19 protein-coding genes and 4 tRNA genes are annotated in these 16,470 nt (G+C 23.7%); 10 read left to right on the top strand and 13 right to left on the bottom strand.

Translation table 4 applies throughout. From position 1 onward, the window contains the following. The first annotated feature begins 100 nt into the window (after positions 1–100). A complete protein-coding gene (locus HLA92_RS00435; RefSeq protein WP_171112442.1) occupies positions 101–265 on the top strand; it encodes a hypothetical protein in 165 nt (54 codons plus the stop codon). Here the strand turns inward: HLA92_RS00435 and HLA92_RS00430 are convergent. The 5 genes from HLA92_RS00430 to HLA92_RS00410 form a co-directional block, all read right to left on the bottom strand. Further along, a complete protein-coding gene (locus tag HLA92_RS00430; protein ID WP_171112440.1) occupies positions 246–398 on the bottom strand; it encodes a hypothetical protein in 153 nt (50 codons plus the stop codon). The two genes, HLA92_RS00435 and HLA92_RS00430, sit on opposite strands and share 20 nt — an antisense overlap. Before the next feature lie 113 nt (positions 399–511). Further along, complete coding sequence (locus tag HLA92_RS00425) at positions 512–697, bottom strand: hypothetical protein (RefSeq protein WP_171112438.1); 186 nt, start codon at positions 695–697, stop codon at positions 512–514. Next, positions 691–1,215, bottom strand: coding sequence for a DNA cytosine methyltransferase (locus tag HLA92_RS03330; RefSeq protein ID WP_237023542.1), 525 nt, complete (start codon positions 1,213–1,215; stop codon positions 691–693). Before HLA92_RS03330 ends, HLA92_RS00425 begins: the two co-directional genes overlap by 7 nt. 556 nt (positions 1,216–1,771) lie before the next feature. Continuing rightward, positions 1,772–1,856: transfer RNA gene (locus HLA92_RS00415), tRNA-Leu, on the bottom strand. 3 nt (positions 1,857–1,859) lie between these two features. Beyond that, a tRNA-Thr gene (locus tag HLA92_RS00410) sits at positions 1,860–1,935 on the bottom strand. A 235-nt stretch (positions 1,936–2,170) separates the two neighbouring features. Between HLA92_RS00410 and HLA92_RS03325 the strand changes: the two genes are divergently transcribed. The 5 genes from HLA92_RS03325 (at position 2,171) to HLA92_RS00390 (ending at position 8,000) form a co-directional block, all read left to right on the top strand. Continuing rightward, positions 2,171–2,557 (top strand): type III restriction endonuclease subunit M, encoded by a 387-nt coding sequence (locus HLA92_RS03325; protein WP_171112437.1) that lies wholly within the window; start codon positions 2,171–2,173, stop codon positions 2,555–2,557. Then, a complete protein-coding gene (locus HLA92_RS00400; protein WP_336508854.1) occupies positions 2,473–3,774 on the top strand; it encodes a site-specific DNA-methyltransferase in 1,302 nt (433 codons plus the stop codon). Before HLA92_RS03325 ends, HLA92_RS00400 begins: the two co-directional genes overlap by 85 nt. Before the next feature lie 221 nt (positions 3,775–3,995). After that, a complete protein-coding gene (locus HLA92_RS03320; protein WP_171112437.1) occupies positions 3,996–4,382 on the top strand; it encodes a type III restriction endonuclease subunit M in 387 nt (128 codons plus the stop codon). After that, complete coding sequence (locus tag HLA92_RS00395; protein WP_336508853.1) at positions 4,298–5,641, top strand: site-specific DNA-methyltransferase; 1,344 nt, start codon at positions 4,298–4,300, stop codon at positions 5,639–5,641. The genes HLA92_RS03320 and HLA92_RS00395 overlap by 85 nt, the downstream gene beginning before the upstream one ends. Then, positions 5,628–8,000: a DEAD/DEAH box helicase family protein gene (locus HLA92_RS00390; protein ID WP_171112435.1), complete on the top strand. Its 2,373-nt coding sequence runs from the start codon at positions 5,628–5,630 to the stop codon at positions 7,998–8,000. Before HLA92_RS00395 ends, HLA92_RS00390 begins: the two co-directional genes overlap by 14 nt. 39 nt (positions 8,001–8,039) lie before the next feature. On the opposite strand, the gene grpE is transcribed toward HLA92_RS00390, so the two are convergent. Together grpE and hrcA are read right to left on the bottom strand one after the other, a co-directional pair. Continuing rightward, positions 8,040–8,864 carry a nucleotide exchange factor GrpE gene (gene grpE / locus HLA92_RS00385; RefSeq protein WP_171112433.1) on the bottom strand — a complete coding sequence of 275 codons (825 nt, stop codon included), beginning with the start codon at positions 8,862–8,864 and terminating at the stop codon, positions 8,040–8,042. Next, positions 8,864–9,859 carry a heat-inducible transcriptional repressor HrcA gene (gene hrcA / locus HLA92_RS00380; RefSeq protein WP_171112431.1) on the bottom strand — a complete coding sequence of 332 codons (996 nt, stop codon included), beginning with the start codon at positions 9,857–9,859 and terminating at the stop codon, positions 8,864–8,866. The genes grpE and hrcA overlap by 1 nt, the downstream gene beginning before the upstream one ends. 113 nt (positions 9,860–9,972) lie before the next feature. Here hrcA and HLA92_RS00375 point away from each other — a divergent pair, with 113 nt between their 5' ends. From HLA92_RS00375 to HLA92_RS00365, 3 genes are read left to right on the top strand one after another with little or no spacing between them, the layout of a single operon-like run. Further along, complete coding sequence (locus tag HLA92_RS00375) at positions 9,973–10,470, top strand: hypothetical protein (RefSeq protein ID WP_171112428.1); 498 nt, start codon at positions 9,973–9,975, stop codon at positions 10,468–10,470. Then, positions 10,457–10,885: a DUF4231 domain-containing protein gene (locus tag HLA92_RS00370; RefSeq protein WP_171112426.1), complete on the top strand. Its 429-nt coding sequence runs from the start codon at positions 10,457–10,459 to the stop codon at positions 10,883–10,885. Before HLA92_RS00375 ends, HLA92_RS00370 begins: the two co-directional genes overlap by 14 nt. Further along, positions 10,875–11,276: a hypothetical protein gene (locus tag HLA92_RS00365; protein ID WP_171112425.1), complete on the top strand. Its 402-nt coding sequence runs from the start codon at positions 10,875–10,877 to the stop codon at positions 11,274–11,276. The genes HLA92_RS00370 and HLA92_RS00365 overlap by 11 nt, the downstream gene beginning before the upstream one ends. A gap of 88 nt (positions 11,277–11,364) precedes the next feature. On the opposite strand, the gene HLA92_RS00360 is transcribed toward HLA92_RS00365, so the two are convergent. From HLA92_RS00360 to proS, 5 genes are all read right to left on the bottom strand, one after another. After that, positions 11,365–11,441: transfer RNA gene (locus tag HLA92_RS00360), tRNA-Arg, on the bottom strand. A 4-nt stretch (positions 11,442–11,445) separates the two neighbouring features. Continuing rightward, positions 11,446–11,520 (bottom strand) — tRNA-Cys (locus tag HLA92_RS00355). 179 nt (positions 11,521–11,699) lie between these two features. Then, on the bottom strand, positions 11,700–12,494 hold the full coding sequence (locus HLA92_RS00350; RefSeq protein WP_171112422.1) for a Cof-type HAD-IIB family hydrolase: 795 nt from the start codon (positions 12,492–12,494) through the stop codon (positions 11,700–11,702). Positions 12,495–12,497: 3 nt separating this feature from the next. Continuing rightward, complete coding sequence (locus HLA92_RS00345; protein ID WP_171112419.1) at positions 12,498–12,797, bottom strand: thioredoxin family protein; 300 nt, start codon at positions 12,795–12,797, stop codon at positions 12,498–12,500. An 89-nt stretch (positions 12,798–12,886) separates the two neighbouring features. Next, positions 12,887–14,326 (bottom strand): proline--tRNA ligase, encoded by a 1,440-nt coding sequence (gene proS / locus HLA92_RS00340; protein WP_171112417.1) that lies wholly within the window; start codon positions 14,324–14,326, stop codon positions 12,887–12,889. 124 nt (positions 14,327–14,450) lie between these two features. Here proS and HLA92_RS00335 point away from each other — a divergent pair, with 124 nt between their 5' ends. Further along, positions 14,451–14,789, top strand: a complete 339-nt coding sequence (locus HLA92_RS00335; protein WP_171112414.1) for a carboxymuconolactone decarboxylase family protein — start codon at positions 14,451–14,453, stop codon at positions 14,787–14,789. A 207-nt stretch (positions 14,790–14,996) separates the two neighbouring features. Here the strand turns inward: HLA92_RS00335 and HLA92_RS00330 are convergent, their stop codons facing one another. Then, entirely contained in the window at positions 14,997–16,391 is a 1,395-nt protein-coding gene (locus tag HLA92_RS00330) for an MGA_1079 family surface serine endopeptidase (RefSeq protein ID WP_171112412.1), read from the bottom strand. Positions 16,392–16,470 lie beyond the last annotated feature (79 nt).

Below are 16,470 nucleotides of genomic sequence, written 5' to 3'. Positions count from 1 at the left end.
TTAAATGTGGTGATATCATATTTTCAATAAAATATAATGTTTGTTTATTGGATATTTCTTGATTTTCAGGAATTTTATATAATAGATAAATTTTTTATTTATGTGCAATCGTCCTGGTTCTTTTTTAAAACTAGAAGATCAATTTCTATGATCTTATAAATGACCATTTAGAAATGAAATTTCTTCAAGTGCATATATATTAAAATCAACTATTTGTATTTTATCTAAAAAATTTTTTGTAGTTTTTAGAAACAATTTCATTTAATTGATATTTTTTTTAAAATAACAAAATAAAAATCTTTTTGGATATTATAGTATTTTAAATAATCATTGTATAGTTTTTTAATACTATCAACTGCAGAGTTTGTAGAATTTAAATTTTCAGTTTTGATATTCACTAATACATCATATTTTAAAGTAGAAATAATAAAATCATAATATTATTTTGAGTCCCTGTAATTTCTCGATGTATAAATTTAGTTTCATCATTTTTTAAAATATTTTTAAGTTTTTAATAAATAAATTCTTCTAAAATATAACCAATTGCTGTTGAAGATCTAATGCAACTATTTTTTGATTTTAATAAATTTAAATCCTCAGCTTTTATTTCGATTTCATTTCCATACACTTTAAAAATATTTTTTAATTCTTGTTTTAAAAAAATCTTTATTTCATTTAGATCATTTCAATTTAACATTTATAAACTACCTCTAAAATAATTTTAACTATTTCTTCTGATAATTTAGGTGGAACTGCGTTTCCTATTTGTTTTAAAATATTAGATTTAGTAGAATGAAATATAAAATCATCTGGAAAAGTTTGTAATCTTACAAGTTCTCTTGCTGTCATTACTCAATTTAGTTTAGGATGAACATGAACTCCACCATGATTTTCTTTTACAGTTGTTGATGGTTTATGATAATATTGTTTTCTAAATGCATCTGAATAACCATTCATAACGGTTTTACCTTCAGGGGTATTTTTAATTTTTTCAATCATTTTATCAGTATGTTTAGTAAATATATGATTAAATTTTTTATCTTCTTGATGATTTTCTAAATCATGAATTGCATCAAATACTGTTTTTATAGGTAATTTAACATTAGAAATTTTTTTAATAATTTCATCAACATAATAACTATGTTCTTTTAATGTACCTACAAAAATAACTCTTTCTCTTTTTTGTGCAACACCAAAATTAGAAACATCTACTAAAATATATTTAGAATAATAACCTATTTTTTCTAGTTCTGAATTTATTTTATCAATTACAAAAAACCATCATTTTCTTTAAATGATAAAAATACCTTTTACGTTTTCTAAAATAAATAATTTTGGTTTAGTTTTGTAATTACTTCTATTGTATATTTATATAATTTTTCTTTTATCATTTGGATCTCTTTTTCCAGCCATAGAATAACCTTGCATGGAAATCCTACTATAACAATATCTACTTTAGTTTTAGATTTTTTTTCAATATTTCAATTACATTAATATTTGTAATATCTTTTGTTTTTTCGTTTTTATTGTAATTAAAATTATAAGTATCTAAAGCTGGTTGTCAATGTTCAATGCTTTCAACAATTTCGAATCCATTTTTTCAAAAACCATATGTTAATCCACCAAACCAGAAAATAAATCAATAATTTTTTTATTCATTTTTACCTCATCACCTATAAACCAACATTATAAATGTAATTATAATTTAAAAATAAACTTTACTTTGATATAAAAAAAATTGCTTTTAGCAATTTTGGACTTGAAAAAGATTTGGTGCGCGAGGAGGGACTTGAACCCTCACGCCATAGAGCACTAGTGCCTAAAACTAGCGTGTCTGCCAATTTCACCACTCGCGCAAATGGTGCCGCCTATAGGACTCGAACCTACGACCTACTGATTACAAGTCAGTTGCTCTACCAACTGAGCTAAGGCGGCAATTTTCATAGTTTGCTTATATATTATACATAAAAAAAATATTTTTTTCAAAAAATAACAAATTATACTGAAACTAAATATATGTTTTATTATTTTAGTTTAGACATTTTTTTTCTTTAATTTTAATTTTTTTAATACTTTAAATTTCAAAATACAAACTTATATATATGATTTAAAAACTATCATAATAAAACATTTATAATAAATAGTATATTTGATATTATTAGGGAGAAATATGAAAAATAAAGATTATTTAAAATTACTTGAAGATTACAAAAATAAAATTGACGAATTATCGGTAAATGATTTAAATAAAGACCAAAAAGCATTATGCAAAATGATTTTAGACAATCTACAAGATAAATCACAATTACAAAATGTTTATCAATTTTTAATGAAAAGAGTAAAAATTGGTTTTACTTTTGATGTAGCACCAGAAATCAATAACAAAATGATTTCTGTACTTAAATATAATGAAGAAAAATCTTTTAGCTTCCCAGAAGCTAAAAGTCAAAATAATTTAATCATCGGAGAAAATTATGATGCATTAAAGAACTTATTAATAATAGAAAGAGAGAGAGAGAGAGAGAGAGATCTTGCGAAGATTCTAACTTTGATGTAATCTATATTGATCCCCCTTATAATACTGAAAGTTCCAAAAAAGAAGGAAATAATTCCGCAAATGAAAAAGAAAATATCTCTGCAACAAAATTTATTTACAGAGATAAATTTAGTCGTAATGGTTGATTAAACTTAATGAATGAACGTCTTAGATTAGCTAAAAAACTCCTTAAAGATGATGGGGTAATTTTTGTTTCTATTGATGATAACGAACAAGCTTATTTAAAAGTTTTAATGGATGAAATTTTTGGGGAAGAGAATTTTGTTACAAACTTTATTTGGCAAAAAAAGTCTGGTGGTGGATTGAATACTTATATTTATGAAGGCCACGAATATTTAATTTGTTATGGCAAACACAAGAATTATTTAAAGAAAAAATTATTTTTCCCTAAAAAGATTAATATTAAAAATATTGAAAAAGATAGCACTGGTTTTTATTATTGAGAAAAAGATTTTCTAAGAAAAAACTTCGGAAAGAAAGTTGATAATGAGCATAGAAATATTTTTTATGAAGAACTGGAACAATATAAAACTAAAGATGAGATTAAACAAATTAATGAAAACATAAAATTAGGTAATTACAAATTGTTTTCATACGGCGATAATAAACATTTAGTTGCTAAAAAGATTTATACGCAGAACAACGATTATAAGTTAGTTACTCCATATTCTATTATTTCGGGTATGTGATCATCAGATGGAACATCGGAATTAGAAAACATATGCGGGAAAACAAATTTTACGACAATAAAACCTCTATCATTAATAAAATTAATTGTTAATATTTTAAATAACAAAAACGCCCGTATTCTTGATTTCTTTGCAGGTTCTGGTACAACTGCTCACGCTGTTATGGAACTTAATAAAGAAGATGGTGGAAATAGAACTTTTACATTAGTTACTAATAACGAAAATAACATAGCTTATGGTATTACATACGAACGTTTATACAGAATAAATCACGGTGTTGGAACTAATGGTGAAACATTTAAATGAACTGAAAAAAATGAATCTTATAAACAAAATCTAAATGTCTTTAACTTAAAATATGATTCAATTGACATTGTAAATTCTACTACTGAAACTAATTTATTAATAGATACTTTAAGAGAATCATTAGCTAAATTTGGAATTAAAAATATTACAGATGAAGAATTATTGAATAATTTAACTAATTTATATGCTCTAGAAAGTGACTCAAAAGATGAAACTAACTAATACTCAGTTTAGAGCCATTTCAGAACTTATTGGCCACTTTAATAAATCTTATACTGAAACTAAATATATGTTTTATTATTTTAGTTTAGACATTTTTTTTCTTTAATTTTAATTTTTTTAATATTTTAAATTTCAAAATACAAACTTATATATATGATTTAAAAACTATCATAATAAAACATTTATAATAAATAGTATATTTGATATTATTAGGGAGAAATATGAAAAATAAAGATTATTTAAAATTACTTGAAGATTACAAAAATAAAATTGACGAATTATCGGTAAATGATTTAAATAAAGACCAAAAAGCATTATGCAAAATGATTTTAGACAATCTACAAGATAAATCACAATTACAAAATGTTTATCAATTTTTAATGAAAAGAGTAAAAATTGGTTTTACTTTTGATGTAGCACCAGAAATCAATAACAAAATGATTTCTGTACTTAAATATAATGAAGAAAAATCTTTTAGCTTCCCAGAAGCTAAAAGTCAAAATAATTTAATCATCGGAGAAAATTATGATGCATTAAAGAACTTATTAATAATAGAAAGAGAGAGAGAGAGAGAGAGAGATCTTGCGAAGATTCTAACTTTGATGTAATCTATATTGATCCCCCTTATAATACTGAAAGTTCCAAAAAAGAAGGAAATAATTCCGCAAATGAAAAAGAAAATATCTCTGCAACAAAATTTATTTACAGAGATAAATTTAGTCGTAATGGTTGATTAAACTTAATGAATGAACGTCTTAGATTAGCTAAAAAACTCCTTAAAGATGATGGGGTAATTTTTGTTTCTATTGATGATAACGAACAAGCTTATTTAAAAGTTTTAATGGATGAAATTTTTGGTGAAGAGAATTTTGTTGCTAATATGATAAACAAAACGGGAGCAGGAAGATCTGACACGAAAAATATTGCCATTAAAAAAGAATATGTTTTATGTTATCAAAAAACCAATTTATTTATAGCTAATAAAAAATCAAGTAATATAGAAAATTATAAATATCAGGATAATAATGGCTTTTACTCAAGAAACTCATTTGATAGACAAGGCTTAAGATATAGCCCATCATTAGATTATGAAATCATAGCACCTGATGGGTCTAAAATTTATCCTGGTAATTCCAAAGAAAAATGATTAGAGAGACAAAAAAATAAAAATATTGAAAGAGATTGGTGTTGAACTCTTTCAAAAAAAGAATATGAAAATAGAAATGATAAGGGATTAATTGAATGATATAAAGTTAATAATCAATGAAGAGTTGCATACAAAAAATATTTTGACGCTAACGATAAAAGTACACCTTATTCAGATTTAATAAATGATAAATCATATAGTGGTATGAATGAAATTAAACAAATATTTAACGATAGAGTATTTAATTATCCAAAATCAATCGAACTAATAAAGTATTTATTAAATTTGTGCCAAAATAAAAACGCCCGTGTTCTTGATTTCTTTGCAGGTTCTGGTACAACTGCTCATGCTGTTATGGAACTTAATAAAGAAGATGGTGGGAATAGAACTTTTACATTAGTTACTAATAACGAAAATAACATAGCTTATGGTATTACATACGAACGTTTATACAGAATAAATCATGGTATTGGAACTAATGGTGAAACATTTAAATGAACTGAAAAAAATGAACCTTATAAACAAAATCTAAATGTCTTTAACTTAAAATATGATTCAATTGACATTGTAAATTCTACTACTGAAACTAATTTATTAATAGATACTTTAAGAGAATCATTAGCTAAATTTGGAATTAAAAATATTACAGATGAAGAATTATTGAATAATTTAACTAATTTATATGCTCTAGAAAGTGACTCAAAAGATGAAACTAACTAATACTCAGTTTAGAGCCATTTCAGAACTTATTGGCCACTTTAATAAATCTTATACTGAAAATTATTCACAAATAATTGAATTTAAAGCTCCTACTGGTTCAGGTAAAACTTTTATGATTGCAAATTTTATTGATAAAGCAATTTCATTTAACAAACAAAGAGATAACAAACCAATTATTTTTATAGTTATGACACTTTCCAATGCAGAATTACCTAAACAAATGGAAGATAATTTCAATGAATATAAATTTTATTTAGAAAATAAACAAGATATTATTTTCGAGAGAAAAGAATCACCATCAAGTAGCAAAAATAGTGTTAAAGATGCAGACTACACTTTTAAAATCGAATCAAATAAAGTATTTATTTTAGGTGCATCTTCTTTTGGAAAAGGAAAAATATACACCGAACAAGGAATTTTAGAAAAATTTATTTCTGAAATTTCAAATAATTATTTTGTTGTTTTTATCCGTGATGAAGCACACATTGGAACTAATGAAAGTGGTTTAAAAAGTGAAGAGAAAAAACAAGCTGAAAATTTTTATAACAAAATGAAAAATGCAGCAAACTTTCAAATTAATATGACTGCAACTCCCAAAGGAAGTTACAAACAAGTTAAAATTACTGAAAATCAATTAAAAGAAGATGATATTAAATTAATAAAAACAACAAGTTATTTAAATGAAGGTTTATCAGAAATTAAAAATGAACAAATAAGTGATTTAGATTTATTAGAAATTGCATGCAATCGTTTTAACAAAATTAAGCAAAAATATATAACAGAGGAAGGATTGATAGATAATATCAATCCAGCTATGTTAATCCAAGTTAAAGATAAAACAAAAAATGACCTTGAATTTGATGAAAAAATAGAAAAAATTATTCATAAATTAGAGCAACACAATTTAACATGAGCTAAATATTTTTCATCTGAAAAATTAGATGCAAATATGAGGGGTAATTTTTCATTAAAAGATATATCTAAAAACAGTTCAGATATTGATGTAATAATATTTAAAGTAGGACCTGCAACAGGATGAAATATTCCTCGTGCTTGTATGCTTGTTCAATTAAGAAATGTGTCTTCTGAAAGTTTAAGTATCCAAACAATAGGACGTATCAAACGTAATCCCAATCCAAGCTTTAATTTTAACCATGATTCTTATGCATTTAAATATTGAGTATATTCAAACATTAAAGATATAGAAAATTTATATAAAGATAAGGAATTTTCTGTATATAAATTAAATAAAGACAGTATAGATGATAAATTCTATTATGGTGAAATTAATAAAGAAGTTAATCAAATCGAAATAACTAATTCAGATTCTATTTTTAATTGTTTAAAACAAAATAAAAATAAACTAATAAATGAATATCAATACTATTGTCAATATTATAATCAATATGGTTTTTTACCTTACAAAGACCAAACAATTGTAGATCAAAAAACAAATATTCAATATCAATATATAAATAAAAAAATCAATAATATAGTTGAGCTTAGTCAATATATAAAAGAATTTGAACTAAAAGTTGCTAATATTTTAACTAAAAAACAAATAAATGATATTAATGATTACTTTAATAGAGAATATAAAGATAACATTAATTTGTTAATGTGATATACATTTATTAATTCAATTTATGTTGATGTAAAAAAATATATTTTAGAAGAACGTAAAAAGAAAATTAATAAATTAGATATAAATGAATTTAAATTAATATATGATAAAAAATTACCTGAAGATGTTAATTTTGAAATAACTGATGAAAAAAATAAAATTGAATTTTCAGAGCAAAATTTAAAATATAAATATGAACTTACTGGTATTAAAAGCAACCAAAACAATCATCCTCATTACTATGATTCAGAAAATGAAGTTAGTTTTATAAATGGTATTATTCATTTATTTAATGATGATTTAAAAAAAGATGAATATATGGATGTTAATCTATTTCGAAACCCTGTAGGTAATGGAATATTTTATGAATATTATGATGATGAAAATAATATAAAAAGACAATTTCCTGATTTTATTTTAGTTTATAAAACTAAAAAAATTGAACATCAAATTAGCATTGAAATAAAAGATTTTCATAGTGATAATAATATAAATAAAACTTCCAAAATTATTGATTCGTATAAAGGTTATTATAGTGAAATGAAAAAAAATCAAACTCCTCTTCAAATAGTTTCATCTATATTAATAAAAGTTGATAAAACTAACAATTATTTAAATAAATTTATTGTGTCTGGTGGTGGAAGTACTAATTTAAAATCCCATAATGAAATTAAAAATAGTATTAAAAACAAAAAAGATATTACTTGAATTTATAATTTAGCTAAAAACATATAAAATTGATAAATAAAATTAAGGTCTAGGCCTTAATTATTTTTATTTTTGGACAATAACAAGTGCAGGTTTTAAAACACGGTCGTGTAATTTATATCCAGGAGATTTTAATTTTAAAATCATTTCTTTTTCAACACCTTGGTCATCAAAATCAAATATTTGATGAATATTAGCATCAAACATATCTCCCACTTCTGCAACTATTTTGGTAATACCATAATCTTCTAATGTATTTTGAATTTTATTTAATAACATTAAAAAACCTTTAGTATAAGCTGAAACTTCAGGATTTTGAGATTTTAGACCAGTATGAATTGCAATTTCTAAATTATTTAAAGATAAAAGAAAATCTTCAAAAAAATCTTGTAATGCATATTTTTTAATGTCTTCAATTTCTTTTTTTGTTTGTTCAGAATTTTGTTGTCTAAATTTATTAATTTCAGTTTGTGCTTTTTGTTGTAAATCAGCAGCTATTTTTTTAAATTCTTCTTGTTTTTGATTTAGTTCTTGTTCATAAGAAAATATTTTAGTAATATATTCTGCAATTTGTAAATTTTGCTCATTTACTTTTTGTTTTAACGTTTGAATTATTTTTCTTTCTTCTTGTCTTGTTTTACCAGGTGCAAATACTCCTATAATTTCAATTATATATTTAGTTTTTAAATCAGGGTGTTGTAATTTATATTGTTTATGTAAAATAAAATTTTTAGTTTCTAATAAATATTTTTCAATAAAAGAATCAATTTCATGAAAACCTAAAATAACTTTTTTAGTTTCATTTAATTGTTTATCATTTTCTTTTTTTGAAATTATATTTAGTGTAATAGTATCAAATTCTTTTAAAATTATTTCATTATTTTTTTCCATTATAAATCCTTTTTAAGTAATTTTTCAACAGTGTCTAAAGTATCAAATGCTTTAGAATAATCCATTCTTGAAGAACCAATTATAGTTACTTCTTTAATATTTTTTTCATTTTCAAATTCTATTTTTTTAGATATTAAACTAATATTAGGTTGTTTTATATCAAATCTTATACTACTATCTTCATCTAATTCATTTTCTAATGCCTCTCAAACTGAATGATGTTCAACAAAATCTAATATTTCAACAATTTTTTCTCTAGAAATATCATGACTTAAAATAATTTGATTTTTATTATATATTTTTGATACACTTTCTTCTTTAAAAACAAAAATATTTTTAATAAATTCTTGAATTATTAGTTCATAATTTTTAACTTTAGCAGAAAACATAGGAATAAGAGCATAAGCTCGAGATGATAGTTCAATTAATGGTGTATCAACTAATCTATCCTTAAATAATTTCACTGCTATTCTAACATCCTCTATATCTATTTTGTTATTATCAAAGTTAAATACTTTAGATTCTACTCTTCCAGTACTAGTAATTAAAACAATAATAGCAGAATAATTATTTAAAACTGTTAATTGAATGCTTTTTAATACTTCAGTTGAGTTATTAGATGTAGTTATTAAAGTTAAACCTGCTACTTCACTTATAACATGAGCTGCTTGTTCAATTGTTGTATCAATATTTAATCTTCTTTTAGCTAAAATATCTTGTAGCTTATCTTCTAAATATTTTTGTGGATTGTATGCTAAATATTTTGCATAATATTCTAATCCTTGAATTGAGGGAATTCTTCCACTACTTGTGTGATTTTTTTGTAAATAACCTTTTTTTTCTAAATTATGCATTACATTTCTTATTGTTGCACTAGAACAGTCCATTTTGAATTTTTCACCTAAAAATTGTGAACCCACAGGTTGTCCAGTTTCGATATAAATATCAATAATTTTTTTTAAAATATCCTTTTCTTTAAAATTAATTTGTTCCATTATGACCTCTTTTGGTTATTTACATTTATATAATATTATAACAAATTAGCAATTGTTTAGCACAATTTATTTATGAGTGCTAAATTTTTTTGTATTGTTGTATAATTGTATTTATGGAAAATAAAGATAATTTAACAAACATAAGAATTCTTAATTACATTGAAGAAAATAGCAATAAATTTATAAAAAGAGTAAAATTAACAAACATTTTAGAATCAATTGTAAATTTTGCAATTTTGTTTCTTAATTTAGCTGTTCTTGTTTTAAGTAGTTTTACCATAAAATTGGGAATTGATCAATTAAAAATAGCATCTGAAAACGATAAAAAAACTCTTATACTAACAATTTTTGTATCTGTATCAACAATTGCATTATTTATTTTAGCAATTATTCAATCAATTTATAAATCAAGAGCCAAAACATATAGTTATAAGAAAATTTTTGAATCCTTATTTTATGTTAATATGTGTTATACCAATGATACAAAATACACAACAGAAGAATATAAAAAACAAAAAAAAGAAATTCTGAAGCTAAAAGATAACAAACCAAATCAAAAAATTAAAGATATTATTATAAATGTTTTAGTAGGTAAAAATGATAACAAGTAATCCAATTGAATTTATCGATAATATTAAAAGTAGTTTGCAAAAAAAAGTTTGAGTTTATTCATTTTGATATTATTTTTTAAATATTATAATAATGCTAATTTCTTTAATTATTAGTATTTTAGGATCAATTCAATTATATAATAACTTCGATGGATTTGGAGATTGAAGAAAATATGTTTTAATAACTACTGCAATAAGTGCTGGTATTACTTTTTTAACTTCATTAATTAGTTTTTTTGTATTAAATAAAAAAATCAATAAATATAAAATTAGAATTAATAAGATTAATTTAGAAACATTACTATGAAAAGAAAAAATCGGTGAATATAAACATAAAAATAGAGATTTAAATTTCTTTAAACAAGTAGCAGAAATTTGTAATTTAAAATGACAAGGGGTAGAAAATGAACAATAAAAATACTCTAAATTTTGATGAATTAAAAGACACAAGTGAAAAAATTGTTTTTTATCGCAAAAAATTTATAATCAGTAGATTTATTTATATTCTTATCGCTTTAACAATTATGATTATTTCTAGTTTACAAATTCTTTTAAACTTGTTTGCAATTAAGTGAAACAATTCAGAAACTTTAAAATTATTGTTTTTAATTATTGCAATTATTTCAACTATTGTTGTGTTTTTACAATCTGTATTACTTTTCTTTGATTTTAAAAACACGAGAGAAAAAAACTTAGCTAAATTAAGAGATATTCAACGACTAAAAGAAAATTATTTAAAAAATCCAGAAGAATTAAATATATCACAAATGGCCAATGCAATTTATGATATTGATAAAGACAATTAATAAAAGTCGCAAGACTTTTTTATTTTAATTTTTGTACAAAAAAAAAAAAAAAAAAGCAACGATTGTTGCTTTGGTCAATTTCTTGAAATGGCGCGCCCGGCAGGAGTCGAACCCGCAACCTCTTGGGCCGTAACCAAACACTCTATCCAATTGAGCTACGGGCGCAAATTGGAGCCACCAACCGGATTCGAACCGGTAATCGAGGTGTTGCAGACCTATGCCTTGGCCGTTTGGCTATGGTGGCAACACATAGCTTCTAATTTATGTACTTATTATTATATATATAAATTTTTAAATTTGTTTGAAAAAATCAAAATTGTTGATTTTAATTTAAATTAAAAATATTTTGTATTGCTTTTAGATTTTATATATAGCTACTTTTTAGTAAATGAAAAAGAAATAAAAAATGGAATATTAATTCCATTATAATTTTATTAATTTATTTAATGTCTTTGCAACACCAGATTTTTTGTGATGAAAACCTATTATTGTTGCAAGTTTTTTTAATTCAGGATTTGCATTTTTCATTGCTATTAATCCACCCAAATAATGTATTACACTTGCATCATTCATACTATCACCAATATGAATAGCTTTAAGAGGATCAATATTTATTAATGAACAAATAAAACTATTTGCTTTACCTTTTGTTGCATTTATATCAGTAATTTCTAATGCATGATTGTTTGCAATGGATACAACATTAATATCAATAAATTCTTTTAATAAAAGTTTTTTTAATTCTGCTAATCGTTTTATTTTTGATGAAATAACTAATATTTTAGTTACTTCATCAATATTTTTAGCTTGTAAATTTTTTTGGACTATATATTCTTTTTTAAAAAACTTGATAATTTTTGATAATAAAGTATCTGAATATATAATTTTTTGTGAGTTAATAATAAAAGAAAATTTTGCCGCAGTTAGTAAATCAATGATATTTAAATAAGATGCTTTATTAATTGTGTGTTTTTTTATTATATTTCCCACTTTATCAAAAATAATTGCACCATTTTGAGCAATACCATAATTTAAACCTAACATATTAGTAGTTTCTAATAAACTTTTACTAAGACCACGACCAGTTGAAATAAAACAAGGTATTTTTTTGTTTATATTTTGTATCGTAGTTATGTTTAAGGTACTAATATTATTATTTTTTAGATCAACTAATGTGCCATCTAAATCAACAAATATAGCTTGCGGTCTAAATTCCATATATTAACCTAAAACTAATTTTTCTAATTGTGGTAAAGGAATAAATCCGACTTTTGAATCTACCATTTTATCATTTTCAATAATGTAGTAACTTGGTATTGAAGTAACACCATATTCTCTTGCTAATTCACGATTTTCATCAACATCAACAGAGTAAACAACTACTTCATCATGTTTTGAGACAAATTCTTCAACAACAGGTTTAAACATTGAACACATTCCACATCATGTTGCTGTAAATAACACCATGTTTTTTGGTCCTGATAGATCTAATTTATCATCTTTTTTAACTACTTTTAGCATTTTTTTCTCCTTCGTTTTTTATATTTATATTATATAGAAATTCTAACTAAATTTTGAAAAAGTGAATTTTTTATGTTTTTTTTATATATTTAGTAAGATTTTGCAAAAATTACATTTCTTTTTGTTTCTGTTCCATCAATTACACAACTTGATTTTTTATTAATCTTAATTGGGTCTTTAAATGGAATACAACGTGCTGTGGCTCCTGTTTCTTGCTGAATAAATTCTTCAGCTGCTTCATCACCACAAAATGGAATGATAACTCATTTCCCTTCTGCTATTTTTTGTTTAAATTCTTGATAATCATTTGTTGTAACTATATTATCTAACATTCTTTTTTGTGCTTGGTCGTATAAATTTTTATGAATATCATTAAATAATTTATTAATTGTTAATTTAATTGATTTATCAAATTTAATTGTTTGTTTTTCAAGTGTATCTCTTCTAATAAGGGTAATTTCTTTTGTTTGAGCTTCTTTAGCACCAATTTCAATTCTTAATGGTGTTCCGTGAATTTCACTATTTGAAGCTTTAAATCCAGGATTTTTATCAGTTGAATCTAATTCCACTCTAAAAAATTTAGATAAATATTTTTTAACTTGTAAAGCAAATTCTTTTACTTCTGGATTTTTATGTCCAAAAATTTCTAATATATCAATTTGTACTGGAGCAACTTTGGGTGGAATTATAATACCTCTATCATCACCATGTGCCATTATCAATGCACCTATTAATCTTGTAGTTACACCTCAACTTGTCCCATAAGCATATTCACGTTTATTTTCTTTATTTTTAAAGGTAATATCAAAGACTTTTGTAAAATTTTGAGCTAAATAATGACTCGTTCCAGCTTGTAAAGCACGACCATCTTTCATCATGGCTTCGATAGTATAAGTAGAACAAGCACCAGAAAATTTTTCTCTTGGGGTTTTTTTACCTTGAATGACTGGTAAAGATAAATATTTTTTTAGGAAATTAGCATATATTCTTAACATTGTTTTAGTTAATTTACGAGCTTCTAAAGCATCTGCATGAACTGTATGTCCTTCTTGTCATAAAAATTCAGTAGTTCTTAAAAATGGATTAGTAGTTTTTTCTCATCTAATAACATTTGCTCATTGGTTATAAATTAAGGGTAAATCATTATAACTTTCTACATTATCTTTAAAATAAGTAGAAAATAAAACTTCACTTGTTGGACGAATATAGTATTTTTCACTCAGTTCTCTACCGCCTACCTCTGTAACAGTAGCTAATTCTGGATTAAAACCTTTTAAATGATCTTTTTCTTTTTGAATTAAAGAATCAGGAATTAGAAGCGGGAAATAAACATTTTTAACACCTTGTTTTTTAAATTCAGTATCTAAATTCTTTTGAATATTTTCTCAAATACCATAAGATAAAGGTTTAAAAATAATAGTTCCTCTAGCTTTACCATAACTAATTAAATCTCCATTTTTAATTACATCTAAATATCATTTGGAAAAATCCTCTTCTAATGGAGTAATTTTTTCTAATTTTTTGGCCATTTTATTCCTTTCTTTACATTTCTTAACTATGGTTCATAAATATATTAATTATATAATAATTGCTTGCTTAATAGTTAAAAAATAATGTTATAATACTTACAAAAGAAGATCAAAAAGGACTAGAATGCACGGTTTTCATAATAAAGAAAAAAAGCAAAAATATTTTTCACAACTTAAAGCAATTAAAGGTGATTATTTAGAAGCTCATGATAATTTTTCTAAAACTATTTTTAGAGATGATATTTTATCTACTAAACAAAAAGAACTAATCGCTTGTGCAGTTGCAACATCAAAAAGATGTATATGATGTTTAGAAGCACATTTACCCAAAGCAAAAAAAGCAGGAGCAACTAAAGAAGAAATAGTAGAAGCAGTAATGGTAAGTGCTATTTTTGATGGTGGGCCAAGTATTGCTACTATAATGTTAGATATAATGCCTTTATTAGAAGAATTATACAAATAGTAACTATTAAAAATATTAAATAAAATTCAAGTACAAACAATTAAAATTGTAAAACTTGAATTTTTTAGATAAGAATTTCAAAAATTATACTCATCTTAAAAAAACAAAGACAAACCAATAAACTTATAAAAATTCCTTTAATAAAATTGTACAATTTTGATTAAAAAAAAATACCAAGTACTACATTTTGTACTTAATATTTTTTTATTATTCGTGTTTTTCTTTTATGGTTTCAAAAAATCAAGGTAAATCATATTCGTTTGGATTCATTAAATTAGCTCTTATAATTTGTGAAGCAAATGAATGAGTATTTTTTATATCAAATGGGTTTTGACCATCAAAATTTATACCAAAATAATTATAATCTCTATTTACATATCTAGGTCCTTGACTTGCAGGTCCATTAAATCCTTCTTTTCAAGTTGCAATATAAGTATCATCATCTACATACATTCCTGTTCCTGAACCAATTTTACCAGCAAAAACTTGAGAATAATTAGGTTGTGTATGAATTTGAATAATAGTACCATCTTCTACACTTGGACGACGATTAATAGCTCCTGACATTTTATTATTAGGTCAACCTAATGTTGCTACTTCACGAGTATATGGAACAGAAATAATACTTTGTTTTGGTCCAACATTTAATTTTGCATTAGGCAATTTAATTAAATTTTGATATTTTCAAATTCTATTCATACCACCAAAAGATTGTGCTTCTTTATAATCTTCATTAAAATCTGCGATAAAGATATTTAAATCTTCTTCTTTTGGTTTAACTCCTTCATTTTCACTAATTTGATCTACTCCAGATCAAATTGTTGTACCTATAACTTTATTTTTAACTTTATTTGCATTATTTATCGCAGCATTAGTGTGATTTATATGTCTATTAACATCAGTATTTAAGTATTTAGGTGCAAATGTAAGATCACGACGTTTTTTATCTGTTAAAAAGTTTGCACCTGAAAGTTGTTCTCATCTTTGAAAATCATGTTCACCATCTACGTGGCGATTGGTAATAATATAATATTTATGATCGTTTGGATTATTATTAACTTTACCAATAATTGAAGTTGAACCAGCTTCTTGATTACCTTCAGCTAAATAATATAATGCTCTTAATCATGTATGTTTAGCAAGATCTCAATCTTTTTGCTTAATTCAACGTAAAGTATCTACATTCATTTTATATCCATCATGAAGTTTATAAGTGACATTTTGATTTGGATAATATACTGATTTATCTTTTAAAAAGTTAGTGTCATTACTAAATAAAATTGGTTGGTTGTATGTATTGTAAAATACATCATTATAATCGAATTTATTTGATTCAATATTAAAGTTTTCATTTTGTTTATTATTTGTATATTCAATTGTGGTTTTAACAGCTGCAGGAAGAATAATTAAAGCTCTATTTTTATCAAATATAGTATTTTCATTAAATTTTTGAGTTTCGGGTTCATCAATTATGATTTTGTAACTGCTATCTTGAGTAGTAATGTTAATCTTAATTCCCTTATCTTCAATTCATTCAAAAATAACATTGTATTTAAATGATTCTTTATTTATGTATTCTTCACTTTGAAGTTCAAATGACATTACTTTATCAACTAATAATTTATCAAAATCAATATCAAAATCAAGAGTTTGTTTTCTAATTCTTTTATCTTTGTTTTCA

Origin of the sequence: Mycoplasma miroungirhinis (genome assembly GCF_013008815.1) — a bacterium.
GTDB classification, from domain to species: domain Bacteria; phylum Bacillota_I; class Bacilli_A; order Mycoplasmatales; family Metamycoplasmataceae; genus Metamycoplasma; species Metamycoplasma miroungirhinis.
This window is presented reverse-complemented; position numbering and strand designations above follow the sequence as displayed.